Source organism: Pseudoalteromonas sp. SG43-5 (genome assembly GCF_014164345.1).
Taxonomy (GTDB): Bacteria; Pseudomonadota; Gammaproteobacteria; order Enterobacterales; family Alteromonadaceae; genus Pseudoalteromonas; species Pseudoalteromonas distincta.
Map to the genome: position 1 here is coordinate 354969 of NZ_JACJFA010000001.1, position 23549 is coordinate 378517.

Sequence of the window (23549 nt, forward strand, 5' to 3'; positions counted from 1 at the left end):
CTTAATTTTGTTTAGTGCGTCTTAAACTACGTTCAATTCGCGAATGTTCTTTGCCTGCTTCAAGTAGTGCTTCTTCGATAAATGCTAAGTGCGCATTACTTGCTAAACGGGCTTGTTCTGGATTACCGTCAATAACGGCATCCATTAATAAACGCCTGTGTTGGGCTAACTGACTGCTAATATCTGACTTTTTTAATAGAACAGTTAAATTTTGCAATACATTTTGCTCAAGCAGCGCTTTCATACCTCTAACTAAATGCAGTAACACCACATTGTGCGAGGCTTCTGCCACGCTAAAGTGAAATGCATTAATTGCTTTTGCTTTTTGCTGTAAATCATCATTAACTAAGGCAATTTCATCAAAGCTTTGTTTTACTTTGCTAAAATCGTTGCTGGTCCCGCGCAGTGCTGCGTAGTAAGCAGCAATCCCTTCTAATGCATGACGAAATTCAAGTAAATCAAACTGCGACTCAGGGTGTTTACTAATCAAATCAAAAAGTGGATCAGTAAGCCCTTCTTCGAGCTGATTTTTTACAAACGTGCCGCCACCTTGGCGACGCGTAACTAAACCTTTAGCTTCTAATTTTTGAATTGCCTCACGCAGTGACGGGCGAGACACTTCAAACTGCTTTGCTAGTTCACGCTCTGGTGGCAACTTTTCACCTGGTGCTAACGAGCCTTCAAGAATCATATTCTCAAGTTGCTGTAAAATAACATCAGATAATTTTGCCGCTTTAATCTTTAAAGACATGAATCAACGTCCGCGTTGTATAAATACCAAGAGCCCATAAAACGGGGCTTTAAGTAGTATGATTTACCCAAAAGGTAAATTGGTCATACCAAAAATTTTCAATACGGTATCAAAAACACTATTAGCTGTCAATTTACAGGTAGTTTGAGCAATTAAAGTAGCGTAACGCATTTTGAACGAAGATCAAACAATGCGCAATTTACAAAAATTGTTATAACGTATTTGGGATGAAAACAATTGGTCTGACCAGAATAAATTAGAATATTAGCTCTATTTCATTGTACTTAAAAACTGCAGGAAGAGATTAAAGCACCTTACATTGCATAAGGTACTTTATTAAAAAAGTATTAACTTAAGACAGCCCACCAAATAATGTAAGCAACGCTATAAGTACTAAGTAAAATAATACATTACGCTTAACAAGCTTAATCATACACGTGGCTTCGTAGGTACAGCCGTAATAACGCTTTTCAACTTGCTCTGCAGCAAGTGCAGTACATGTTACTACTTCGCGATTTGGAGACTTAAAGTTAAGCACGTAACGTAGCCAACAACTTGTGCCTTTATTAAAGTTACCTATTACTAAATAGCCAAAGCTGGTGATGCGTGCAGGCAACCAGTCGAGCCAAAACAATAGTTTATGTATAAGTTTAAAACGCTTAGCAAATATTACTTTATGATCTTCTCGTACTAAATCAGCTAAAGTACGTACCAGTGCATATAAAACCGCACCTGGCGCGCCTAAAACAACGAACCAAAAAATAACCGCACAGTAAAATCTAAAGTTTACCCACGCCAATGTTTGCCCAAAAGTCTCGCCACTTTCTTCGTCTTCTGTACGCTTTTGACCTATTTGCAACGCATATAAAGATGCAGCAGTACCGTCATCTCGCGTTAACGCATTTAAATACGACTTATATAAAGCACGCTGCTTAGCACAACCAAAGCAAACCAAAAGCACCGCGATATTAATAGCTAACTGCCATAGTACAAAATCAGATAAACAATAAATAAACGCTATTGCTATTACTGGAAGTAACAGCCAAATTAAAAAGCCCGGTGCAGAACTAAATAATCCTTTGTCACCTAGTAGCTTATTAGAGCGATTTAAATAACCATTTGCGTAATAACTTATCTGCCAGTAATTAGATCGAGCGCCTAAGCGCTCTAGTATTAATGCAATTATTATAGAAACTAAAATCATGGGAATAACTCTCTTAACTTAGTTGTTCAAGCATATTAAAAAACAATGGCCAATTAAAGCTACTGCCAGGATCTGTTTTACGCCCAGGGGCAATATCGCAATGCCCAACAATACGCGAAGGGGTAATTTTTGGATAGCGTTGCATTATAGATTTACTAATAATAGTTAATGTTTTGTACTGTGCTAAAGAATATGGAGCGGTGTCGGTACCTTCAAGCTCAATGCCAATGCTAAAGTTATTACAAGCAGGTACCCCCTCAAACTCAGATTGCCCTGCATGCCAAGCGCGCTTTTCAAAAGGCACGTATTGTATAACCTCACCGGTGCGCTTTATAAAACAATGGGCCGATACACGTAAATTTTTTAAGTCACTAAAACTCGAGTGAGCATTGCAGTCAATGCTACCCATAAATAACTCATCAACAAAAGGTGTACCAAACTGCCCTGCTGGCAAAGATATATTGTGAATAACCAGTAAAGAAATATCAGCCTCATCAGGGCGCTCATCAAAATGCGAACAAGGCCGCTGCGCTACAGTACTTAAAACACCGTTTAAATCTATTTTCATGATACGTTTATTATATAAATATCAAGATATACATAGTACTGATGCTAAAGGATTTATTAAAACAATGATAGTAACAAACAGGTATAAAACCCTACCTGCAAATAATTCAAACCCACACGTAGGTACTAATTTACGTCTGCTCATGTAACGTAAATTTTGAAATTAAAAGCGAGGTATAAAACCTCACCTACAGATAATACAAACCCACACGTAGATACTAATTTACTATACGCGCTTATCTTTATATTGGTGAAAAGGCAATCGCTTCTCTTTCTTTTATAAACATAGTAAAATTTGCCTAATTTATTAACGCTTATGAGCATTCCATGTCTATTTCGCACACTCTTATTACTCAGCTTGTTACTCTTGCACTTGACGAAGATTTAAATTATCAAACAGCACAAGAAGGCGATATTACCGCGCAATTGATCCCTCAAAATGAGCAAGCAAACGCCAAAGTAATCACCCGCGAAGACTGTATTTTTTGCGGAAAAGACATCATCCTTGAAGTATTTAAACAAGTAGACCCAAGCGTTAAGGTTAATGTACTTATTAATGATGGCGACGCAGTTAAAGCAAACAGCACATTATTTACAGCCACTGGTTCAGCGCGTTCAATATTAACTGCCGAGCGTACTGCACTTAACTTTGTACAAACGTTATCGGGTACAGCCACTACTACAGCACATTATGTAAAAGAGCTAAGCGGCACAACAACGCAACTACTCGATACACGCAAAACCATACCAGGCCTTAGAGCACTTCAAAAATACGCAGTAAAATGTGGCGGCGGTGCAAATCATCGTATTGGTTTATTTGACGCATTTTTAATTAAAGAAAATCATATAGCGGCTTGTGGCACAATAAACAAAGCCGTTGCTCAAGCTAAACAAAATCACCCAAACAAACCTGTCGAAGTAGAAGTAGAGTCCCTCCCAGAACTTAAGCAAGCAATTGAAGCTGGCGCCGACATAATTATGCTAGACAACTTTAGCGTAGAGCAAATTAAGCAAGCTGTAATTTTAACCAATAAGCGCGCAAAACTAGAGGTTTCAGGCAATATGACTTTAGAAACGCTCAAAACTTATTCACAAGCAGGTGTCGATTTTATATCAAGCGGGGCATTAACAAAAAACTTACAATCAATAGATTTGTCGATGCGTTTTGAACAATTTTAAAGCAATAATGGGTAATTAATACCGCTAATTAATTGACAAGTTAAGTAAAAAAGCATTAAATAACCCAAAAGGCTTACTTTGTAACAAATTGTTAAATAAAATCGCTTTTTTATAAGAAGATACGTGCTAAATACTAAAATAAAATGGTAGACTAATTCTGTTGTACTATTTTATTTAAAAAGATAGTCATAAATAACTAGTGCCTTTAGTTTTTAAAGACATAATTAAAAACTAAAGCAACTAAACTACTTACTTTATGCCTATACTATTTGTTGCTACAACATGTAGTGCACTTAGTAAACTTTTATAATTAGTACTAAACATAATGAATTCACATTCGGCTTTTGTGTTTCATACTCTAAAGCTAAAGTGTAATAAAATTAATTTTAAGTAAAACTGTAAAGTAAATCAGTTAAATTGAGTGAGGCATTTTGCCGCTTAAGTGATTTAAGTTACAAAAATCTATCCTTTAGGAGAGGAAACATGAAAACAATGACTCAAAAACAACAGGGTTTCACCCTAATTGAATTAATGATTGTTGTAGCAATCATCGGTATTCTTGCTGCAGTAGCACTGCCTGCTTATCAAGATTATACAAAACGCGCACATGTTAGTGAAGGTCTTAACTTGGCTGCCGGTGCGAAAGGTGCTGTGACGGAATATTATGTATCTGAAGGAACATGGCCGACATCTAATACTGACGCAGGGCTGCCTCTTGCTGCAAATATCACTGGTAATGCTGTAGATACTGTAACAGTTAGTGCAAATGGCGTAATAACAGTAGCTTATAATAGCAAGGTTGAAGCTGGTACAACACTCGCTTTAACTCCTAGCATATCTTCAAAAGGTGGATCGATTACTTGGTCGTGTGCTGCAGGAGCAACTAAGCCTGTACAAGCAAATTACTTACCTGCTAACTGTAGGTAATATATTTACCAAGCGCAGATTATAGAATCTGCGCTTTTAAGTAATCATCATGTCAATCAACTTACTTATATCTTCCCTCTTGTTCATATTTACCTTTTTTAATTGGTATACTAGTTTAGATTCACAAAGTCTAGGTATTAAATCGGCCGGGAGAAAGCTTTCGAACGCTTTGTCCAACGGTCCTTTTTTATATGAAGTGTCTGTATTTTTTATTGGGGGATTATTATCTATAATACTTATAGGCTTAGTCGCTTATGTTGTATCTAATAACTTGGAAAAAGTAGCTAAAAATAAAATCTCTCCTCTATTCTGTTTAATTTTGACATGGCTACTTTTATCAATAACAATTTTCAGTCTATCTAGCTACTTTTATCATGACTTATTTTTTAGTCACCCTAGCCTAGCAAATAAAACTTTAATAATAATAATGCTACTATTTTTTTCGATATTGTTATTGTCATCTTTTTTCATATCCAAAAACATCAAGATTACTTCATTCATAATTTTAATACTACTGGTTCCTGAAATAGCCTCCATTAATGTAAACAATGAGATACAAACGACTAGCAAACCGAATGTATTTATCATTGGTATTGATTCTTTAAATCAAGATGAAATAAATGAAAAACAAACTCCTTTTTTACAAAGTTTTATTGATGAATCAATATATCTACCAAATACCTACACACACGTAGCAAGGACATTCCCTTCATGGGTAAGTATTTTAACAGGTGACTACCCTTTAACTAATAAAGCTCGTTTAAATCTTACTAATTTTAACCAAATAGATTTAACTAAAGCATTGCCTTACTATTTAAAAAATGCCGGCTATACAAATTATTACATACAAGATGAAAGACGTTTTAATAATATAGATGAAAGATTTTTTTTCGATAAAGTAATTGGTCCACCAGCTACAGCTGCAGAATTTATCTTGTCTAAATTTGTTGACCTCCCTTTACTCGCTCTTACATCTAAATTGAAATTTTTTAACTATTTTATGCCACATTTACAGAATAACAGGGCTGTATGGGTTACTTATGATCCTACAAGGTTTAATAAAATAATAAACGTAAGCTTACATCCTTTTGAAAAACCTGTATTTGTGGCTAGTCACTTCACATTGCCACATTGGCCTTACAAGACAAACAATAAAACTAATCACTTAAAAAATAACTACCACAAATATTTAGAATCAATAAAAATGGTAGATGATCAAGTTGCAAGCTATATGTTCAATTTAAAAAGTAAAGGGTTATTAAAAAACGCTCTGATTTTTATCATTTCAGATCATGGTGAGAGCTTTTCTAGAGATATAGATACTCCAAAGCATAATGAAAATTCACAAATAATAAATTTAGCAGGTCATGGAACATCAATCGTTTCAAATTCCCAATATAAAACCTTACTTAGCTTTAAGTACTTTACAAACAATAAACTATCAGAATTTGGGGACGTAAGAACTAAACTAAACTATGCAATGTCAGACATTACACCAACAATTATTGATATTTTAAAGTTAGACGTAAAAAAAGAATTTAATGGTCAAAGTATTTTAAAAGTTAAGAAGCAAAGAGATATTCCTTTAGAAAGTTCATTACAACCAATGTTTAATAGTAAAGGCACAGTCGATATAAATGGGACTATTGAACAAAATGCTAACTTATTTGAAATAGACCCTTTAGGTAAAGTTATTATTAAAAAAAGCCTATATCAAAAAGCTGTAAACTCGAAACAAAGGGGAATTATTTTTGATAAATGGCAATTATCTATTTATCCAGAACATGCTAATCAGATTTACATCACCGACTTAGAAAGTAATATTTTATATAAAGACATTGATTTTCCAAACGCAAGGTTAAAGGTAGAACTATTAGATAAACTGTGTAGCCTTTATCTTGAAGAAGTAACAGTTGCGCAAGTAGAACCATGTAGTAATTTAAGCTATGTGTACAATCAATCCATAAAGGAACTATAATGGCTAAGCAATTAAATAAAAAAAGTTTAGATACTTTCCAGTGGATCGGGGTTAGTGCTAGAGGGAAGCGTCTTGAAGGGGAGCTGGCTGGGAATAGCATTGCATTAGTAAAAGCACAGCTTCGAAAGCAAGGCATTACGCCCTCAAAAGTAAAGCGTAAAGCAAAACCGTTATTTGGCATTCAAAGTGTTCAAAAAATAACACCAAAAGATATAGCACTTGTTACCCGCCAAATAGCAACTATGTTATTAGCTGGCGTACCGCTAATACAATCAATAGAGATGATTGGCACAGGTTCAACTAATAAAAGTATCGCCAAGTTAATGGATACTATTGCGGATGAAGTAAAAGCAGGCCAGCCACTATCAACAGCACTTAAAAAACACCCCCGCTATTTTGATGATTTATACTGCGATTTAGTGGCGTCAGGCGAACAATCAGGTTCACTTGATAAGATATTTGACCGCGTTGCACTTTATAAAGAAAAGTCAGAAGCACTAAAATCTAAAATTAAAAAAGCGATGTTTTACCCCATAGCTGTTTTAGTTGTAGCTTTAATAGTTACCTCAATACTTCTTATATTTGTAGTACCGCAGTTTCAAGATATTTTTGCTGGCTTTGGTGCAGAACTTCCCGCGTTTACATTGTTTGTAATTGGTATATCAGAGTTTATGCAAGAGTATTGGTGGGTTGCACTAATTACTGTAATTGCAGCTGGATGGATATTTAAAGAGGCTAAATTAAGAAGTTTAAAACTCAGAGATGCTACAGACAGAGCCATACTAAAACTCCCTGTAATTGGCATGATATTAAATAAAGCGGCTGTTGCTCGCTATGCACGAACTCTTTCGACTACGTTTGCTGCTGGTGTGCCGCTGGTTGATGCGCTTGATTCTGCTGCCGGTGCCTCAGGTAATGCAGTATACCGATATGCTATTTTAGACATCAAAGCAGAGGTAAGCTCTGGCAACCAGATGAACTGGGCAATGCGTAACTCAAAAATATTTCCTGACATGGTAATACAAATGGTCGCGATTGGTGAGGAATCTGGCTCACTAGATGGTATGCTTGCTAAAGTAGCGACTATTTACGAGCAAGAAGTTGATGATGCAGTAGATGGCCTATCGAGCTTGCTTGAGCCACTTATTATGGCTGTACTCGGTGTACTTGTTGGTGGCTTGATTGTTGCAATGTACTTACCTATTTTCCAACTTGGCTCTGTTATTTAATTACTAAAATTAACAATTTACAGAAACAAAAGAGAGGCTTACTTTTTTGATAAGGTGTGGCTATTAATGTCTTCTCATTTACTCTCTTTTATTTCTCTTTGTGATAATAATTTCACTTAATTTTTAGACACTTAATCTTTTAGAACAGTTTTCAGGTAACATAATGCAAAGTATTATTGAAGTAATGCAAAGCCAGTTGTGGTTTTATTTAACCACTATTGGCTTAATTAGTTTATGTATTGGTAGTTTTTTAAATGTGGTTATTTATCGCTTACCGTTGATGATGCAACGTGAGTGGCAAAGCGAATGCCGCATATTGCTAGATGATGAGCTTTCAGCTAATAAATCTAAACAAGCCAATATCAATAAGCCTTTTAACTTAGTAAAACCCAACTCTACCTGCCCTAAATGCAAAACAGCCATTAAGCCTTGGCAGAATATTCCTATTATTAGTTGGTTAATACTTAAAGGTAAATGCGCAAGCTGCAGTAATCCTATTTCGGTCCGATACCCTGCTGTAGAGCTAATTACTGCCCTATTAAGTTTAATTGTTGCCTATAGCTTTGGTGCGACCGAGCAAGCCCTTTTATATATTTTTGTAACGTGGATATTGGTAGCTCTGACCTTTATTGATATTGACCACATGTTACTGCCAGATCAACTTACACTTCCGCTAGTATGGCTTGCACTCATTGCCTCGGTAATGGGTTACACAATTACACCAACCGATGCCATTATTGGTGCGGCTTGCGGTTATTTAAGCTTATGGAGCGTGTTTTGGTTATTTAAGTTACTAACCGGTAAAGAAGGCATGGGTTATGGCGACTTTAAACTACTCGCTGTATTTGGGGCGTTACTTGGCTGGCAGTCATTACTCTCTATTATTCTGCTTTCGAGCGTAGTAGGTGCCATTATAGGTATTGCGCTGTTGAGCATACAAGGTAAAGACAAAGCGACCCCTATCCCTTTTGGCCCTTATTTAGCTATAGCAGGCTGGATCACCATGCTTTGGGGCAACCAAATTCAAGGCGCTTATTTTAATTTAATTGGTTATTAAAATGAGTGAGCAAATAACTAAAGTAAACAGCTGGGTATTAGGCTTAACAGGCGGTATTGGCTGTGGTAAAACGGCCATCAGTAACATGTTTGAAGAGCTTGGGATTACAATAGTTGATGCCGATATAATTGCGCGTGAAGTCGTACTCCCAAATAGCAAAGGGCTAAAAGCGATTACAGCACACTTTGGCAAAGATATTTTATTGCCTGATGGCACATTAAATAGAGCAGAATTGCGCGCAAAAATATTCACTAACAACAGTGACAAAGAATGGCTTAATGCGTTGCTACACCCTCTTATTCGGTTAAAAATACTAAACGATTTAAATAGTGCAACTAGCCCTTATGTTGTTTTAGTAGCGCCTTTATTATTTGAAAACAACCTTGATAAATATTGCGACCATACCTTACTTATTGACGTACCAAGCTGTGTACAAATAGCGCGTACAGCAAAACGTGACAACACTAGTCGTGAGCAAGTTAAAAGTATTATTGCCTCGCAAATGTCACGTGCCGATAAACAGCAAAAAGCGGATGATATTTTAAATAACGACCGTAGTTTAAACCTAGTGCATATAGAACTTGTTGATCTGCATAAAAAGTACCTACAATATGCATTACACAACAAAACTAACTCACATTAACACTGTCCTAACTCACACAAACTCGTATTTTAGTTAGTAAAATCACAACAAAGAATGAAAGGTGATGTAATCACCTTCTTTTTTCTGATAAATTGCTTACTATTGAAGGAATAAAACAGGTGCGCAATGAATATTAACTCACCGTTATTGAGAAAATTTATAACCCTTGGCCGCATTGATGCCGACACGGTTAAAAACAAACAAAATGAATTTGCCTCAACAGCTGAGCTTATTTCTAAATGTGGAAAAATCGATAGTAAAGATTTAGCTGAACAATGTATTGATTTGTTTCGCGTACCTTATTTTGATTTAAAAGATTTTGATCCTACAAGAATCCCGGCCGATCTCGTAAAAGAAAAACTCATACGTAAACATCACATTTTACCGCTTGTTCAAAAAGATCGAAAAGTTTATATAGCAGCATCAGACCCAACAGATTACGGCGCATTCGAAAACTTTGAGTTTAGTACCGGTCTTTCATGCGAAATTGTTGTTGTTGATTATATTCAACTCGATAACAAAATTGAGCAATTGCTAGATGCCACTGGCAGCTTAAATCTAACTGATGACGAGTTTCAAGAATTTGCTGACTTAGACTCAGAAAGCCAAAGAGATACAGCACCACAAGATGACGACAAAGATGATGCGCCTATCATCGTATATATCAACAAAATTTTAATGGATGCCATTAAAAAAGGCGCCTCTGATTTACATTTTGAGCCATACGAGCACAAGTACCGTATTCGCTTTCGTATTGATGGTATTTTGCATGAAGTTGCAAGCCCACCCAATACATTAGCCACCAAGCTTTCTGCGCGTATTAAGGTTATGTCGAGACTCGATATTGCCGAAAAACGTAAACCACAAGATGGCCGAATAAAACTAAAAATTACTGAACGCAAAAGTATCGACTTTCGTGTAAGTACCATGCCTACCTTGTGGGGCGAAAAAATAGTAATGCGTATCCTTGATTCATCAAGCGCTATGTTAGGCATTGATGTATTAGGCTATGAGCCTGAGCAGAAAAAGCTCTATATGGATGCGCTTGCCCAGCCTCAAGGGATGATACTTGTAACAGGGCCAACGGGTTCTGGTAAAACCGTATCGCTATACACAGGTTTAAATATACTAAACCAACCTGAGCGCAATATTAGTACTGCGGAAGATCCGGTTGAGATTAACCTTGAAGGTGTAAACCAAGTACAAATAAATATTAAAGCCGACATGACTTTTGCCAACGCACTGCGCGCATTTTTACGTCAAGATCCTGATGTAGTTATGGTAGGTGAAATACGTGACTTAGAGACCGCAGAAATATCAATAAAAGCGGCGCAAACAGGTCACTTGGTTTTATCAACATTGCATACAAACTCAGCGCCGGAAACAATCACTCGATTATTAAATATGGGTGTACCCGCTTATAACGTAGCAAGTTCGATTAGCTTAATAATAGCCCAGCGTTTAGCACGTCGTTTATGCCCTAAATGTAAAACGCCAGAACAACTTCCGAGTGAAGAACTTGCTCGCCAAGGATTTAGTGCCGAGCAAATTGAAGAAATGACGTTATATATGCCTAAAGGGTGTGATAGCTGTACTGATGGTTACAAAGGGCGTGTGGGTATTTACGAAGTAATGCAAATTACTCCTGAAATTGCCCAAATTATTATGCGCGGTGGTAATTCGCTTGAAATAGCAGACGTATCACTTAAAGCCGGTTTTAATAATTTACGTTTATCGGGTTTACGCAAAGCAGCCGATGGCCTTACATCCCTTGGTGAAATTAACCGCGTAACCAATTTTTAAAAGTCCCACAGTCAAAGATATAAGGCTCTAAGCTTTAAGCTCAGAGCCTTATATCTAGAGACTCATATCTAAGTAATGTAATATGCACCAAAAATTTGTAGAGAGTAATTTATGCCTACTGTTGTAAACTGCCCAACCTGTAAAACTAAAGTTGAATGGTCAGAGCAAAGCCCATTTCGCCCTTTTTGCTCAAAGCGCTGCCAACTAATTGATTTAGGTGAATGGTCGTTCGAAAATAATAAAATTTCTGCACCAATTACCTCGGCTGAAGAGTTTAGCCAAGACATGATAGAAGATATTGAGGCAATGATGGCTAAAAATGAAGATGACTTTTTTAAATAATTTATCTTCATAATGCCCTAAATACAAAAACCAGCATTACGCTGGTTTTTTAGTATTTACAAAAAAGTAAAATTAACTTTTTTGTTTACGGTGCTTTTTATTCATACGCTTTTGCATTTTAGCAAACTTCTCTTTTTGCTCAGCGTTAAGCACTTGCATTACTTGGTGTTGTGTTTTTAGTTTAATTAAACCAAATTGCTCACCTTTTTCGCGGCGTTCATTTAATAGCTCTTTTGCTGCATTTTCGTCAAATGTTGCAGCCGAAAGTAATGCATCCATTTTTGCTTTGTGCGCTTCACGCATCGCTTTACGGGCTTCTTTATCGTCGCCACGCAGTGCTTTCATTTGTGTTTTTTGCGCTTCAAAAATAGCCTTTAGCTTAGTTTGCTGCTCATCTGTTAGGTTTAATTTTTCAACGCCGCGCTCAGAAAGTAAAAAACGAGCTTGAGAATGGCCTTGCTTATGTCCGTCGCCTTTAGCTAACACGCTACCAGCACCAAGCGTTGCTGTTGCTAAGCCACAGATAAGTACTAATTTTGAAAGTGTGTTTAATTTAGTCATAATCATTACCTTAATATTGGGTGGTTGTGGCTGCTAAGCCAGTGAGTTAACTATACCTAACTCAACGCAAAGTAACGCAAAGCAGTGTAAAGGTTGTGTAAAGATTCACCTTTGCACTATTTAGCGGGTAAAATAACGCTATAAACAACTCTAAGGGTTTGTAAATGAAACTATTAATGATTGATGACGACACTGGCCTTTGTGAGCTATTAAGTGAATATTTAACTGCCCAAGGCTTTGAAATACAAAGCGTACACGACGGTGAACAAGGCCTTAAACTAGCACAAGCAAATGACTACGCCCTGATATTGCTAGATGTAATGTTACCAACGCTTGATGGTTTTGAAGTACTTAAACAACTTAGGCAAACAAAACTCACACCGGTAATAATGCTTACAGCAAAAGGTGAAGACTTTGACCGTATTTTTGGTCTAGAGCTAGGCGCTGACGATTACATTCCAAAGCCTTTTAATCATCGTGAATTACTTGCCCGCGTAAAAGCGATAACTCGCCGTATAGAGCACATTAATAGCTTAAATGTAGCTACAACGAGTAAGTTACTCGTTAATGGCATTACTGTTAACCTTGCAGCTCGAGAGGCCTCAATAGACGGCTCTACACTAACGCTTACTGGTACAGAGTACGAAATACTCACGCTATTGTGTAAAAATGCAGGTGAAGTGGTTAGTAAAGAGCAAATTAGTGAAGAAGTACTAGGTAGGCGCTTAGCTTCTTTTGATCGCTCTATCGATATGCATGTAAGTAATATCCGCAAAAAAATAGCAGAGCATATTCCAGGTGAGCGAATTAAAACAATGAGAGGTACGGGTTATGTCTTTATCCAAGGCGAATAAAAGCACTTACTTTGCTTGGTTAAAACACCCTGGGCACTACCTGTTTTTTAAAATATTTATTTGGTTTTGGTTAACTATAATCGGCACCGTTGCAGCGCTTATATTTTTAAGTAACATTACCGCTATTAACGCGGTAACTAACGAGCCGCTTTATGGCCCTATGAAAAAAAACTTAATATATACCGCTAAAAGTATTGAGCGCACTGCTATTAAACATAAGCGCAGCCTAAGCGATGTATTAGTACACCCTCGCCTATCAAAGCGTAAACTTTTATACTTAAGCGCAGCTCAAAGCGAAGACTCCCTTAGTAGTAAAGAGGTGCCAGAGAGCATCGACTTAAGTTTATTAAACTTTACTCAAAATATGTCACCACAAATTATTTTTACTGAAAAATATCAAGCCTTCGGCCCTGTTAATATAAACGTGCCTGAAGGGAGTTTTTATCTTTATGAAATAGATATTAACCATCAACCGCCGCTATTAATGCGCTTTAAGCTTATGCCTAATTGGATGAAAATAGTCATCGCAATTGTTGCCTCTCTTATTTTAAGCTTTGTATTTAGCCGTAACTTAATAGCCCCTATAAATAGTCTTAAAAAAGCAGCTATTAAACTATCAGCGGGCAACCTAAGCGCAAGAGCCGACATTTCTGTAAACCGAAAAGATGAGCTGGGAATACTTGGGCGAGACTTTAACAGCATGGCCAATCAGCTAGAGCTTTTAATTAGTTCACAAAAACGCTTATTAGCCGACATATCACATGAGTTACGCTCGCCCCTTACGCGTTTAAAAATGGCTACCGGTCTTGCGCAAATGCAAGCTAACGACGCTAGCCAATCGTATTTATTACGCATAGAAAAAGAAGCAAACCAACTTGATAAGATGATTGCAGACGTGCTGCAAGTTTCTCGCTTAGAAGCAAAAAGCCAAGCGCTTTCACTGCAAAAACAATCATTACAAATAATTGTAGATCACGTTATTAACGATGCGCAGTTTGAAGCAAAACAAAATAATAAGCAGCTAAATATAGTGGGCGCTGTAGAGGTAAATATTAATTGCGACGAAACACTTATTGCCAGTGCGCTTGAAAACCTACTTCGTAACGCTATTAAATACGCAAACAATACAATTAGCATTACTCTAAAGCACACAGATGCCATTTATATAGAAATATGTGATGATGGCTCTGGTGTGCCCGATGATCAACTGAGCAAGCTTTGTGAGCCCTTTTTTAGGCAATCAGATGCGCGGGATCGCGTAAGTGGTGGTACGGGTTTAGGGCTGGCGATTGCTAAAAATGCTATTACTGCGCATGGTGGCAGTTTAGTATTATCAAATAAAGAACTAGGTGGCTTGTGTGCTAATATAACCTTGCCATTAATAAAAGAGTAAAGCATGTTTTATAGTTCAGAAGCCCAGCTTGAGAGCAATCAAGAGGCCATTAATGTTTTTTATACTTCAAATTTAATTAAAAGCTATTTAGATACGCCATCAGGAAAGCTATTTTACGCATACGCAATCCCTAAAAACGCGACAACCGCAATAGTAGTAAGTACAGGGCGTATTGAAGGCCTAGAAAAATATAAAGAACTGCTATGGGAGCTGTATAGTAATAATTTTGCTGTGTTTATTATGGATCATCAAGGTCAGGGCCGCTCTTACAGGCACCTTAAAAATAAACATAAAGGCTTTGTAAAACATTATAATAACTACAGCAGTGACCTAAATAACTTTGATCAGCAAATAGTTTCAAAGCATTGGCAAGGTAAAAAAGTCATGCTAGCTCATTCAATGGGTGGCGCCATTGCTATTGATTATTTAGCAAAATTTGAAAATAGCTATAAAGGCGTGTTTTTGTCTGCTCCTATGTTTGATATTTTTACAAAAGACGTACCAAAAATACCAACGAAGTTTATTGTTAAATTAGCCACTTTACTTGGTTTACATTCTTGCTATGCATTTGGACAAGGCAACTACAACCCGATCCCATTTACCGAAAACGTACTTACTAGCAGCGAGAAGCGTTACACCTACTTTAGGCAAACCTATAAATTAGAACCTAACATACAATTAGGTGGCGTTACGTTTGGCTGGCTAGCAGCTACGATATCGTTTTTAAAGTCTGTTGATAACCTAAACGTACCAATCCCTTTGTTTATAGCAAGTGCAGCTAGCGATACAGTGGTAAACAACGAAGCACAGTACAGTCTTGCAAAAAGGCATGCTCATGCAACGATTGAGAGTTTTGAAGGCGCTAAACACGAGCTACTTTTTGAACGTGACGAAATTCGAAAGCCGCTATTAACTAACTTTTATCAATTTTGTGATTCGGTGACGGCTTAACAAGTACTGACAAAGGGTCGAGGTGGATCAGTATATCTACCTCCGACTCAAAACGTTCTTTGAGCATTGCCTCTACTTCATCAGCCACATTGTGCGCGCGAATCAAACTTAAATGATCATCAAGCTCTAAGTGCATTTGAATAAACTTAACTTTACCGCCTTGGCGAGTACGAATGTCATGCACGCCATGCACATCAGCATGGGCTCTGGCTATGTCAAATATGCTTTGTTTTTCGTCATCCGGGAGCTCTTTATCCATTAAGTGATCGGCACTATCGCGAGCTATATCCCAGCTGTTATAAAGTAAGTAACCCGCTACACCTATTGCAAAAATAGGATCTGCATACAACACGCCATAATAAGCTAATAAAATAGCTAACAGCACAGCAGCGTTTAATATTAAATCGCCTTTGTAATGTACTGAGTCGGCTTTTATAGCAATTGAATCGGTATACTTAACCACTTTGTTTTGTACAAATACAATGACGAGCGTACACGCAATAGCAAAAATACTTACCCACACACCTAATAAAGAATGGCTTAACTGTATAGGGTTAAATAATCGCTCAATACCATGAAAAGCAAGTAGGCAACCTGAGCCTGCAATAAATGCGGCTTGGCCAAGTCCTGCAAGTGCTTCAGCTTTTCCGTGTCCAAATCTATGGTCATCATCTGCTGGGCGCAGTGCGTAACCCAACACTAAAAAGCTCATAGCGGTGGCAGTAATGTCCATTAACGAATCAGTTAACGAGCCAAGCATTGAAGCCGAGCCAGAAGCCAGCCAGGCCCATGTTTTTGCGCCGATCATTAAGCTAACCATGACCATGGTAACAATGCTGGAAGTTTTAACCCAAAATTCGTAGCTACGGTTATGCACGCGTGTATCCATTAATCACTGTATTGAATGTGTTGAGTATATCATTTTTTTAAAAGGTTTCGTGTATACTGCCCTTCGTCAAACTACAGATTATTTTATAAGGCTCATTATGCTGGATATTGTTTTATACCAACCTGAAATACCGCCTAACACAGGTAATATTATTCGCCTATGTGCCAATACTGGCTATGCATTACATTTAATTGAGCCATTAGGTTTTGAATGGGACGATAAACGCGTGAAACGTGCGGGCCTTGATTACCATGAATTTAGCCATGTTCAACGCCATGCCTCATTTGAGGACTACCTTGAGAAATGCAAACCTAAAAAAGTGTATGCCTGTACAACTAAAGGCAGTCAATTTCATCATGAAGCAAGTTACGAAGCTGGCGACTGTTTAGTGTTTGGTCCTGAAACACGCGGCCTGCCTGATGAAATGATTCAAGCATTACCAAACGATCAGCGTGTACGTATTCCTATGCAAGCAAATAGTCGTAGTATGAACCTGTCAAATGCAGTCGCCGTGTTTGTTTACGAGTCGTGGCGTCAGTTGGGCTTCCCTAACGCCCAGTAAATATAATCCGTTAGGCAATAAAAAACCGACATAATGTCGGTTTTTTAGTTAAGGCCTAGCTCAAGCGCTTATTCAGCGCGTTGTTCTCGTCCTAAAAGAGCCATAGCGGCTTCTTTCATGTCTTTATTTTCATAAAGTACTTTATAAATTTGCTCTGTGATTGGCATTTCTACGCCAGCACGCTGCGCTAGTAAATACACTTCTTTAGTGTTTCTAAAGCCTTCAACTACTTGGCCAATAGACTCAATAGCAGCATCAACACTCTCGCCTTTACCTAACGCCAAACCAAATCGACGATTACGTGATTGGTTATCTGTACAGGTTAGTATTAAATCACCAAGGCCTGCCATTCCCATAAAGGTTTCTGGCTTAGCACCCAAAGCACAGCCTAAACGAGTGAGCTCTGCAAGGCCTCGGGTAATGAGCGCGGTACGCGCATTAGCACCAAAACCTACACCGTCCGAAATACCGGCACCAATTGCAATTACATTTTTAACCGCACCACCGAGCTGTATACCAATAAAGTCATCATTGTTATACACACGGAATGAGCGACCACAATGAAGTAAATCAGCCAGTTGCTGCGCAAATTCAGGTGACGTAGAAGACACTGAAATAGCTGTAGGTGACCCCATCGCCATTTCTTTTGCAAACGTAGGCCCCGAAAGTACCGCAAGTGGTATGTCATCACCCAATTCTTGCAAAGCAACTTCTTGTAACAAACGTCCAGTATTAGGCTCAAGCCCTTTAGTTGCCCACGCTACTTTAGCACCCTCTTGCAATGCAGGTTTTATCTGCGCAAGCGTGTCGCCAAAAGCATGGCTTGGCACAACAACAAGTACAATAGCACTGCTAGCAACGGCATGTTGTAGGTTAGCTTCAAGAGTAAGAGTATCTGGGAAAGGAGCATCAGGTAAGTAACGTTGATTTTTCCGCTCAGCTGCAAGCGTGGCAACGTCGTCGCTATTTCTTCCCCAAAGTGTCACCTGGTGACCATTTCGGGCTAAACAAATAGCAAGGGCGGTGCCGTAAGACCCCGCCCCTAATACAGTAACAGCTGTAGTTGCTGTACTCATAAGTTATGCGTCTGCTGAAGCCTGGTCAGCTTGCGCAGTACGTTGTTGCATGTATTGTGCAAATAACGCATCAAAATTAACTGGCGCAAGGTTAAGCTGTGGGAAAGTACCACGGTTAACAAGATTTGAAACAGCTTCACGTGCATATGGGAATAACACGTTAGGACAAAATGCACCTAGCATGTGCGCAAGTTGCACTTCTTCAACTTCAGCAATAGTAAAAATACCTGCTTGTTGAATTTCACATAAGAACGCAGTTTCTTCACCAATAGATGCAGTTACAGTTAGCGCTAAAACAACTTCAAATACACCTTCGTCCAACTTGTTTGAGCGTGTATCTAGGTCTAGCTTAACTTCTGGTGTCCATTCTTTTTGAAAGATGGCCGGAGAGTTTGGCGTTTCAAACGATACATCTTTAGTGTAAATGCGTTGAATAGTAAATTGTGCGCCAGCTTCAGCAGCTGCTACGTTTTGATTTTCTTCGTTCATTGTTATTCCTAACTTGTTCGTTATTATAATTAAATTAAGCGTTTAGCTTAGCGTCAAGTTTACCTTGCGCTTCAATAGCCATCATGTCGTCGCAGCCACCGATATGTTCATCATTAATAAAAATTTGCGGTACTGTGCTTGCACCACCTGCTTTGGCAATCATTTCATCGCGTAGCTCAGGCTGCACACCAATATCATAATTTGTGTATTCAACGCCTTTGCTGTTTAAAAGCGAAAGAGCACGCTGACAAAATGGACAATACGCCTTGGTGTATAAAACAACATTACTCATAATAAATCCTCTATCGGCCTAGCTAAACTGATTAGCGACCTGTTGTAGTTGGTAAGCTGGCAGATTGCCACGCACCCATGCCACCTGCTAATAAGTAAACTCGTTCAAAACCAGCTTTACTCATAGCGGCTGCAGTACCTTGGGCAGTCATACCTGTAGTACATACAACTATAATGGGTTTAGTCTTGTACTTTTCAAGGCTTGAAAAGTCAGATTTTTTCGCATTCTCTGGGCTTAAGTGCTCAGCACCAGAAATACGCCCTGCATTAAACTCTTTTTGCGCACGTATATCGATTACTTGACCGTCATCACGGTTAATAAGTAACGTAAGCTGCTGGGGATTTATTTGACGAACAGCTGAAAGCTTACTCTTTATCCAGCCACTAACAATAAGGAAAACAATACCAACCCAAGCAAGGCTTAAAATGGGATGATTTGTAATAAATTCAATATATTGATCCATTCTACTTCCACTATGAAATTATGTTTTAAAACGTGATGTTTTAATTATTTTGTACTTTAGCCACGCAAGTATACCCAAACCAACCTAAAATGCGAGTTTAGGAGCACTTAGAGACGTTTAAAAAACGATAAAGCCCCCCATATATAGTTAACAGAACTCTGGATAATAAATCTATCTCAAGCAGAGTTCATGTTAGTCAATAAGGTATAAGTAAAAATATTTAATATCTTGTTTTCAATGCTGATCCTAGCTTAAAAACACGGTATGCTAAAACCACGCTAATAAACCTTTTTAGGTGCACAGTATCCATCAACAGATACTAATTTTCAGGAGCTATTATGACAGAGCATAAAAAACCACTGGTATTAATGATTTTAGACGGTTGGGGACACCGCGAAGATACGCAAAGTAATGCTATTCTTGCAGCTAACACACCTGTATTAGACAACTTATGGGCCACCCGCCCACACACATTAATATCTGCTTCGGGTTTAGATGTTGGTCTTCCTGATGGTCAAATGGGCAACTCAGAAGTTGGCCATGTAAACTTAGGTGCTGGGCGCATTGTGTATCAAGATTTTACCCGTATCACCAAAGCAATTAACGATGGCGAGTTTGATTCAACCCCAGCCTTAGTTGAAAACATAGACAAAGCAGTAAGTGCTGGTAAAGCGGTTCACATAATGGGTCTTTTAAGCCCAGGTGGTGTGCATAGCCATGAAGATCATATAGTTGCAAGTATCGAACTAGCGGCAAAACGTGGTGCTAAAGAAGTCTATTTCCATGCATTTTTAGATGGCCGTGACACACCTCCACGTAGCGCAAAAGCATCAATCGAACGAATTGAAGCGTTATTTAGTAAACTTAAGTGCGGACGTTTAGCATCACTTATTGGCCGTTACTACGCAATGGACAGAGACAACCGTTGGAACCGTGTAGAAAAAGCTTACAACGTAATGACGCTCGCCGAAGGCGACTTTAATTTTGATAATGGTGTTGAAGCACTTAATGCAGCGTACGAGCGCGACGAAAACGACGAGTTTGTAGCAGCTACGACTATTACGCCAACAGGTGCCACTCCGGCTTCAATAAACGATGGTGACACCGTTATTTTTGCTAACTTTAGAGCAGATAGAGCCCGCGAAATTACCCGCGCTTTTGTTGAGCCTGAATTTGATGGTTTTACTAAAAAAAGAACGCCAGAGCTTAGCGCATTTGTAATGATGACAGAGTATGCAGCCGATATAGACGCACCTGTTGCATTTGGACCTACACCACTAATAAACGTACTCGGTGAATGGTTTGAAAAAAATAATAAAACACAGCTTCGTATTTCAGAAACCGAAAAATACGCACACGTTACATTTTTCTTTAGTGGCGGACGTGAAAGCGAATTTAAAGGTGAAACACGCGAGCTAATTCCTTCGCCGCAAGTAGCAACCTACGACCTACAACCTGAAATGAACTCAGAAATGCTAACCGACAAACTGGTAGAAGCAATTAAAAGCGGTAAATACGATGCTATTATTTGTAACTACCCTAATGGCGATATGGTTGGTCACTCAGGTGTATTTGAAGCCGCTGTTAAAGCTTGTGAAGCTGTAGATAGCTGTATCGGACGTGTTGTTGATGCGCTAGAAGAGTTTGGTGGTGAAGCACTAATTACAGCCGATCATGGTAATGCTGAGCAAATGGCTGATCTCAAAACAGGCCAAGCACATACTGCCCACACTAGCGAACCGGTGCATTTTATTTATGTTGGTCGCGATGCAGAGCCAATGCAAGGTAAAGCCTTGAGTGATGTAGCCCCAACAATGCTTCACTTAATGGGTATGGAGCAACCAAAAGAAATGACTGGTACGCCTATCATGATGTTGAAATAACACATGAACAAACGTATTAACCGGTTAATTAAGTGCGGTTTGATACTAACTTCATTAGTGGCTGCATCTGCAGTTGCTAATGAAGATCGTACTAAAAAAGACTTATCAGAGGTTCAAAATGCACTTGAGCAAAGCCAAGCTGAATATAACGCCCAAAGAAAAAAAATAGCGTCGCTACAAAAAAATCTAAAAAGCCATGAACTTGATATAGCTAAAAATGCTAAAGCACTTAACATGGCAGAGCAATCCGTAAAAGAGACTAAAACACAGCAAAAAGAGTTACAAAGTAAAGCCGATGAGCTTGATAAAAAACACACTCAGTTTCAGAAAATTTTAGCCGCGCAACTCAAAAGTGCCTATATGGCCGGTGGCGACGACTACTCTAAAATGCTGTTGAATCAAGAAGACACAGCCAAGTTTGAGCGCACACTTAGCTATTACAATTACTTAAATAAAGCCCGTATTGAACAAATCGAAGATCTAAAAGATCTTCAACAGCAAATAGTACAAAACCAAGAAGAGCTCGTTAAAACGCAAGAAAAACTAGAGCTTTTATTTGATGAACAAAAAAGGCGCCAAACTGCATTACTTAATGCACAAAGTGAACGCCAAGCTAATCTTAAAAACTTACAAGCTCAGCTCAACAGCACTAAAAGCTCAATAAATTATTTAAAAGAAAACCAACAAACTTTAGTAACAACGATTAAAGAGCTCGAAAAAGAAAAAACACAAAAAATAGAATTACTTGGCCTAAATAAGAGCAAGGGCAAATTAGACTGGCCGAGCAAAGGCAAGTTAGAGCACACATTCGGCCAACGTAAGCATGGTGGTATTGATTGGAAAGGCGTATTAATTGGTGCAAAAGAAGGCACTAATATTAATAGCGTGCACAACGGCCAAGTTGTATTTGCCGATTGGCTAAAAGGTTATGGATGGGTAATTGTTGTAGACCATGGTGAAGGTTTTATGAGCCTATATGGCCACGCTCAAACGCTACTAAGAGATGTAGGGGATATGGTACGTGAAGGCGAAACCCTCGCTTTAGTAGGCCAAAGCGGCGGACAGGCAAGTTCTGGTCTATACTTTGAAATACGGCACAAAGGACGCGCAGTAAATCCTGTAAAATGGTGCAAACGTATTTAATTAGATAAATCGCTGCACCGCCTTGGAGCAGCTGATGACAACTAAAAAACACACAATAAATACCGTTAATAAAAAAAGTGCAGACTTTTATATAAGTCTGTACTTACTTGTATTACTAACCCTAATTACCTTTACTAGTAATGCACTAGCAAGCTCAATTAAAGATCTTAAAAGACAACAAATAGACGAAATACTCTTTAACATTCATACCTATTACGTTGAAGATCTCACCTTACAAAATAGCCACCATATTAAATATAACAACCAGCAGTTTGAGCGTTTATATTCAAAACTCGACTCCTATTCTAAGTACTTAAATGAGTATGAGTTAGCCTCATTATTTGATAATACAAATGGTCGTTACACAGGTATTGGTATAGAAGTTAAGAACATAGACGAGAATATGACTATTGTTAACGTGGTTAATAATTCGCCCGCAAAAGCAGCAGGTATTTTACCAGGCGATATTATTGTAAGTGTAAACAACAACGCAGCTCAAAACCGTACTATCGACGAAGTAGCAACACTAATAAGAGACAGTGAATTTTCGAATATAGATATAATTGTAAATCGCGATAACAATAAAAACCCACTCACTTTTCATGTCACACGTCGCCAAATAAACCTCGAAAGTGTAACAAGCGAACTTTTAGATTTTGGAACTGGTTACATAGCTATCAATAACTTCTCTAACCACACATTACATGAAGTTGCACTACAAGTTGCCGCCCTGCAAAGCCATTTTGGCTACCCACTTAAAGGCTTAGTAATTGATTTACGTGATAACCCAGGGGGGACATTACAAAGCGCAGTGGCTGTATCAGACCTATTTTTACAAAGTGGCACTATAGTGACGACTAAAGGACGTTTTTACGATGCTAACCAAGCATTTTATGCAAAGCGTGGAGACATTCTAAAAAATGCGCCCATAGTTGTGCTTATAAACGAAAATTCTGCCTCTGCAGCCGAAATACTTGCAGCAGCACTTAAAGATAATAACCGAGCAACCATTGTTGGCAGCCAATCTTTTGGGAAAGGCTCTGTACAATCACTCATTCCACTCGGTGATGGCAATACCGCATTAAAGCTCACCACAGCGAAATACTTCACACCGTTAGGTAAATCGATTGATGGAATAGGAATAACCCCAGATGTGGCGGTTAATCAAACAAACCTTTCACAAAGTAATAAAGCCGTTATAATAAAAAATGAACACACTAACAATAATGCGCAATTACTTACTGGTAATCTAACCGATTTACAGTTGGTTAAAGCCAAACAATTACTCAGCATGCAATAGCTTGTATAAGCTG

Annotated in this window: 24 protein-coding genes; 15 read left to right on the plus strand and 9 right to left on the minus strand. The window is 38.3% G+C overall.

What is annotated here, in order from left to right:
- Position 1: 1 nt before the first annotated feature.
- The 3 genes from pdhR to ampD all read right to left on the minus strand — a co-directional run bounded on the left by pdhR (position 2) and on the right by ampD (position 2523).
- A complete protein-coding gene (gene pdhR, locus H5161_RS01600; protein ID WP_002957764.1) occupies positions 2 to 751 on the minus strand; it encodes a pyruvate dehydrogenase complex transcriptional repressor PdhR in 750 nt (249 codons plus the stop codon).
- Between the two features lie 352 nt (positions 752 to 1103).
- Positions 1104 to 1955 carry a beta-lactamase regulator AmpE gene (gene ampE, locus H5161_RS01605; RefSeq protein WP_182768554.1) on the minus strand — a complete coding sequence of 284 codons (852 nt, stop codon included), beginning with the start codon at positions 1953 to 1955 and terminating at the stop codon, positions 1104 to 1106.
- Positions 1956 to 1968: 13 nt separating this feature from the next.
- A complete protein-coding gene (ampD, locus tag H5161_RS01610; RefSeq protein ID WP_182768555.1) occupies positions 1969 to 2523 on the minus strand; it encodes a 1,6-anhydro-N-acetylmuramyl-L-alanine amidase AmpD in 555 nt (184 codons plus the stop codon).
- Between the two features lie 326 nt (positions 2524 to 2849).
- On the opposite strand from ampD, the gene nadC reads away from it, so the two are divergent.
- The 8 genes from nadC (at position 2850) to yacG (ending at position 11680) form a co-directional block, all read left to right on the plus strand.
- The gene (nadC, locus tag H5161_RS01615) at positions 2850 to 3701 is read left to right on the plus strand and encodes a carboxylating nicotinate-nucleotide diphosphorylase (RefSeq protein ID WP_182193949.1); all 852 of its coding nucleotides are present in this window, start codon (positions 2850 to 2852) and stop codon (positions 3699 to 3701) included.
- Between the two features lie 483 nt (positions 3702 to 4184).
- Complete coding sequence (locus H5161_RS01620) at positions 4185 to 4628, plus strand: pilin (RefSeq protein WP_310737002.1); 444 nt, start codon at positions 4185 to 4187, stop codon at positions 4626 to 4628.
- Between the two features lie 49 nt (positions 4629 to 4677).
- Positions 4678 to 6606 (plus strand): sulfatase-like hydrolase/transferase, encoded by a 1929-nt coding sequence (locus tag H5161_RS01625; protein WP_182768556.1) that lies wholly within the window; start codon positions 4678 to 4680, stop codon positions 6604 to 6606.
- Entirely contained in the window at positions 6606 to 7835 is a 1230-nt protein-coding gene (locus tag H5161_RS01630) for a type II secretion system F family protein (protein WP_182768558.1), read from the plus strand. Before H5161_RS01625 ends, H5161_RS01630 begins: the two co-directional genes overlap by 1 nt.
- 163 nt (positions 7836 to 7998) lie before the next feature.
- A complete protein-coding gene (locus H5161_RS01635) occupies positions 7999 to 8892 on the plus strand; it encodes an A24 family peptidase (RefSeq protein WP_182768559.1) in 894 nt (297 codons plus the stop codon).
- Between the two features lies 1 nt (position 8893).
- On the plus strand, positions 8894 to 9535 hold the full coding sequence (gene coaE / locus H5161_RS01640; protein ID WP_182695578.1) for a dephospho-CoA kinase: 642 nt from the start codon (positions 8894 to 8896) through the stop codon (positions 9533 to 9535).
- 126 nt (positions 9536 to 9661) lie between these two features.
- Positions 9662 to 11338, plus strand: a complete 1677-nt coding sequence (gene pilB, locus H5161_RS01645; RefSeq protein WP_149603263.1) for a type IV-A pilus assembly ATPase PilB — start codon at positions 9662 to 9664, stop codon at positions 11336 to 11338.
- Positions 11339 to 11449: 111 nt separating this feature from the next.
- Complete coding sequence (yacG, locus tag H5161_RS01650) at positions 11450 to 11680, plus strand: DNA gyrase inhibitor YacG (protein ID WP_002957774.1); 231 nt, start codon at positions 11450 to 11452, stop codon at positions 11678 to 11680.
- Between the two features lie 72 nt (positions 11681 to 11752).
- Here yacG and H5161_RS01655 read toward each other — a convergent pair whose 3' ends face one another.
- Complete coding sequence (locus H5161_RS01655; RefSeq protein WP_182695579.1) at positions 11753 to 12241, minus strand: periplasmic heavy metal sensor; 489 nt, start codon at positions 12239 to 12241, stop codon at positions 11753 to 11755.
- A 164-nt stretch (positions 12242 to 12405) separates the two neighbouring features.
- Here H5161_RS01655 and H5161_RS01660 point away from each other — a divergent pair, with 164 nt between their 5' ends.
- The 3 genes from H5161_RS01660 to H5161_RS01670 are packed head-to-tail and all read left to right on the plus strand — an operon-like array spanning position 12406 to position 15439.
- On the plus strand, positions 12406 to 13095 hold the full coding sequence (locus H5161_RS01660) for a response regulator (protein WP_002957776.1): 690 nt from the start codon (positions 12406 to 12408) through the stop codon (positions 13093 to 13095).
- Complete coding sequence (locus tag H5161_RS01665) at positions 13073 to 14488, plus strand: ATP-binding protein (protein WP_154903595.1); 1416 nt, start codon at positions 13073 to 13075, stop codon at positions 14486 to 14488. Before H5161_RS01660 ends, H5161_RS01665 begins: the two co-directional genes overlap by 23 nt.
- A gap of 3 nt (positions 14489 to 14491) precedes the next feature.
- Positions 14492 to 15439 carry an alpha/beta fold hydrolase gene (locus H5161_RS01670; RefSeq protein WP_182768560.1) on the plus strand — a complete coding sequence of 316 codons (948 nt, stop codon included), beginning with the start codon at positions 14492 to 14494 and terminating at the stop codon, positions 15437 to 15439.
- Here H5161_RS01670 and H5161_RS01675 read toward each other — a convergent pair.
- A complete protein-coding gene (locus tag H5161_RS01675; protein ID WP_182194048.1) occupies positions 15402 to 16265 on the minus strand; it encodes a cation diffusion facilitator family transporter in 864 nt (287 codons plus the stop codon). The two genes, H5161_RS01670 and H5161_RS01675, sit on opposite strands and share 38 nt — an antisense overlap.
- Before the next feature lie 160 nt (positions 16266 to 16425).
- Between H5161_RS01675 and trmL the strand changes: the two genes are divergently transcribed.
- Positions 16426 to 16890, plus strand: a complete 465-nt coding sequence (gene trmL, locus H5161_RS01680; protein ID WP_002957780.1) for a tRNA (uridine(34)/cytosine(34)/5-carboxymethylaminomethyluridine(34)-2'-O)-methyltransferase TrmL — start codon at positions 16426 to 16428, stop codon at positions 16888 to 16890.
- Between the two features lie 68 nt (positions 16891 to 16958).
- On the opposite strand, the gene gpsA is transcribed toward trmL, so the two are convergent.
- From gpsA to H5161_RS01700, 4 genes are read right to left on the minus strand one after another with little or no spacing between them, the layout of a single operon-like run.
- Positions 16959 to 17966: an NAD(P)H-dependent glycerol-3-phosphate dehydrogenase gene (gene gpsA / locus H5161_RS01685; protein WP_024597561.1), complete on the minus strand. Its 1008-nt coding sequence runs from the start codon at positions 17964 to 17966 to the stop codon at positions 16959 to 16961.
- Between the two features lie 3 nt (positions 17967 to 17969).
- On the minus strand, positions 17970 to 18455 hold the full coding sequence (secB, locus tag H5161_RS01690; protein WP_002957782.1) for a protein-export chaperone SecB: 486 nt from the start codon (positions 18453 to 18455) through the stop codon (positions 17970 to 17972).
- 34 nt (positions 18456 to 18489) lie between these two features.
- Complete coding sequence (gene grxC, locus H5161_RS01695; protein ID WP_002957783.1) at positions 18490 to 18747, minus strand: glutaredoxin 3; 258 nt, start codon at positions 18745 to 18747, stop codon at positions 18490 to 18492.
- Positions 18748 to 18778: 31 nt separating this feature from the next.
- Positions 18779 to 19210, minus strand: a complete 432-nt coding sequence (locus tag H5161_RS01700) for a rhodanese-like domain-containing protein (RefSeq protein WP_002957784.1) — start codon at positions 19208 to 19210, stop codon at positions 18779 to 18781.
- A gap of 338 nt (positions 19211 to 19548) precedes the next feature.
- Here H5161_RS01700 and gpmM point away from each other — a divergent pair, with 338 nt between their 5' ends.
- From gpmM to H5161_RS01715, 3 genes are read left to right on the plus strand one after another with little or no spacing between them, the layout of a single operon-like run.
- Positions 19549 to 21093 (plus strand): 2,3-bisphosphoglycerate-independent phosphoglycerate mutase, encoded by a 1545-nt coding sequence (gene gpmM, locus H5161_RS01705; protein ID WP_002957786.1) that lies wholly within the window; start codon positions 19549 to 19551, stop codon positions 21091 to 21093.
- A gap of 3 nt (positions 21094 to 21096) precedes the next feature.
- Positions 21097 to 22236, plus strand: coding sequence for a murein hydrolase activator EnvC (locus H5161_RS01710; RefSeq protein ID WP_024603730.1), 1140 nt, complete (start codon positions 21097 to 21099; stop codon positions 22234 to 22236).
- Positions 22237 to 22270: 34 nt separating this feature from the next.
- Positions 22271 to 23536, plus strand: coding sequence for a S41 family peptidase (locus H5161_RS01715; protein WP_024597558.1), 1266 nt, complete (start codon positions 22271 to 22273; stop codon positions 23534 to 23536).
- Positions 23537 to 23549 lie beyond the last annotated feature (13 nt).

Excerpts from the sequence above, each read along its gene's own strand:
- H5161_RS01635 (WP_182768559.1), top strand. The coding sequence starts at position 7,999 with ATGCAAAGTATTATTGAAGTAATGCAAAGCCAGTTGTGGTTTTATTTA.
- coaE (WP_182695578.1), top strand. The coding sequence starts at position 8,894 with ATGAGTGAGCAAATAACTAAAGTAAACAGCTGGGTATTAGGCTTAACA.
- H5161_RS01625 (WP_182768556.1), top strand. The coding sequence starts at position 4,678 with ATGTCAATCAACTTACTTATATCTTCCCTCTTGTTCATATTTACCTTT.
- pilB (WP_149603263.1), top strand. The coding sequence starts at position 9,662 with ATGAATATTAACTCACCGTTATTGAGAAAATTTATAACCCTTGGCCGC.
- H5161_RS01655 (WP_182695579.1), bottom strand. The coding sequence starts at position 12,241 with ATGACTAAATTAAACACACTTTCAAAATTAGTACTTATCTGTGGCTTA.
- H5161_RS01630 (WP_182768558.1), top strand. The coding sequence starts at position 6,606 with ATGGCTAAGCAATTAAATAAAAAAAGTTTAGATACTTTCCAGTGGATC.
- H5161_RS01665 (WP_154903595.1), top strand. The coding sequence starts at position 13,073 with ATGTCTTTATCCAAGGCGAATAAAAGCACTTACTTTGCTTGGTTAAAA.
- gpmM (WP_002957786.1), top strand. The coding sequence starts at position 19,549 with ATGACAGAGCATAAAAAACCACTGGTATTAATGATTTTAGACGGTTGG.
- pdhR (WP_002957764.1), bottom strand. The coding sequence starts at position 751 with ATGTCTTTAAAGATTAAAGCGGCAAAATTATCTGATGTTATTTTACAG.
- H5161_RS01675 (WP_182194048.1), bottom strand. The coding sequence starts at position 16,265 with ATGGTCATGGTTAGCTTAATGATCGGCGCAAAAACATGGGCCTGGCTG.
- trmL (WP_002957780.1), top strand. The coding sequence starts at position 16,426 with ATGCTGGATATTGTTTTATACCAACCTGAAATACCGCCTAACACAGGT.
- H5161_RS01670 (WP_182768560.1), top strand. The coding sequence starts at position 14,492 with ATGTTTTATAGTTCAGAAGCCCAGCTTGAGAGCAATCAAGAGGCCATT.
- H5161_RS01660 (WP_002957776.1), top strand. The coding sequence starts at position 12,406 with ATGAAACTATTAATGATTGATGACGACACTGGCCTTTGTGAGCTATTA.
- nadC (WP_182193949.1), top strand. The coding sequence starts at position 2,850 with ATGTCTATTTCGCACACTCTTATTACTCAGCTTGTTACTCTTGCACTT.
- H5161_RS01620 (WP_310737002.1), top strand. The coding sequence starts at position 4,185 with ATGAAAACAATGACTCAAAAACAACAGGGTTTCACCCTAATTGAATTA.
- secB (WP_002957782.1), bottom strand. The coding sequence starts at position 18,455 with ATGAACGAAGAAAATCAAAACGTAGCAGCTGCTGAAGCTGGCGCACAA.
- ampD (WP_182768555.1), bottom strand. The coding sequence starts at position 2,523 with ATGAAAATAGATTTAAACGGTGTTTTAAGTACTGTAGCGCAGCGGCCT.
- H5161_RS01700 (WP_002957784.1), bottom strand. The coding sequence starts at position 19,210 with ATGGATCAATATATTGAATTTATTACAAATCATCCCATTTTAAGCCTT.
- ampE (WP_182768554.1), bottom strand. The coding sequence starts at position 1,955 with ATGATTTTAGTTTCTATAATAATTGCATTAATACTAGAGCGCTTAGGC.
- yacG (WP_002957774.1), top strand. The coding sequence starts at position 11,450 with ATGCCTACTGTTGTAAACTGCCCAACCTGTAAAACTAAAGTTGAATGG.
- grxC (WP_002957783.1), bottom strand. The coding sequence starts at position 18,747 with ATGAGTAATGTTGTTTTATACACCAAGGCGTATTGTCCATTTTGTCAG.
- H5161_RS01710 (WP_024603730.1), top strand. The coding sequence starts at position 21,097 with ATGAACAAACGTATTAACCGGTTAATTAAGTGCGGTTTGATACTAACT.
- H5161_RS01715 (WP_024597558.1), top strand. The coding sequence starts at position 22,271 with ATGACAACTAAAAAACACACAATAAATACCGTTAATAAAAAAAGTGCA.
- gpsA (WP_024597561.1), bottom strand. The coding sequence starts at position 17,966 with ATGAGTACAGCAACTACAGCTGTTACTGTATTAGGGGCGGGGTCTTAC.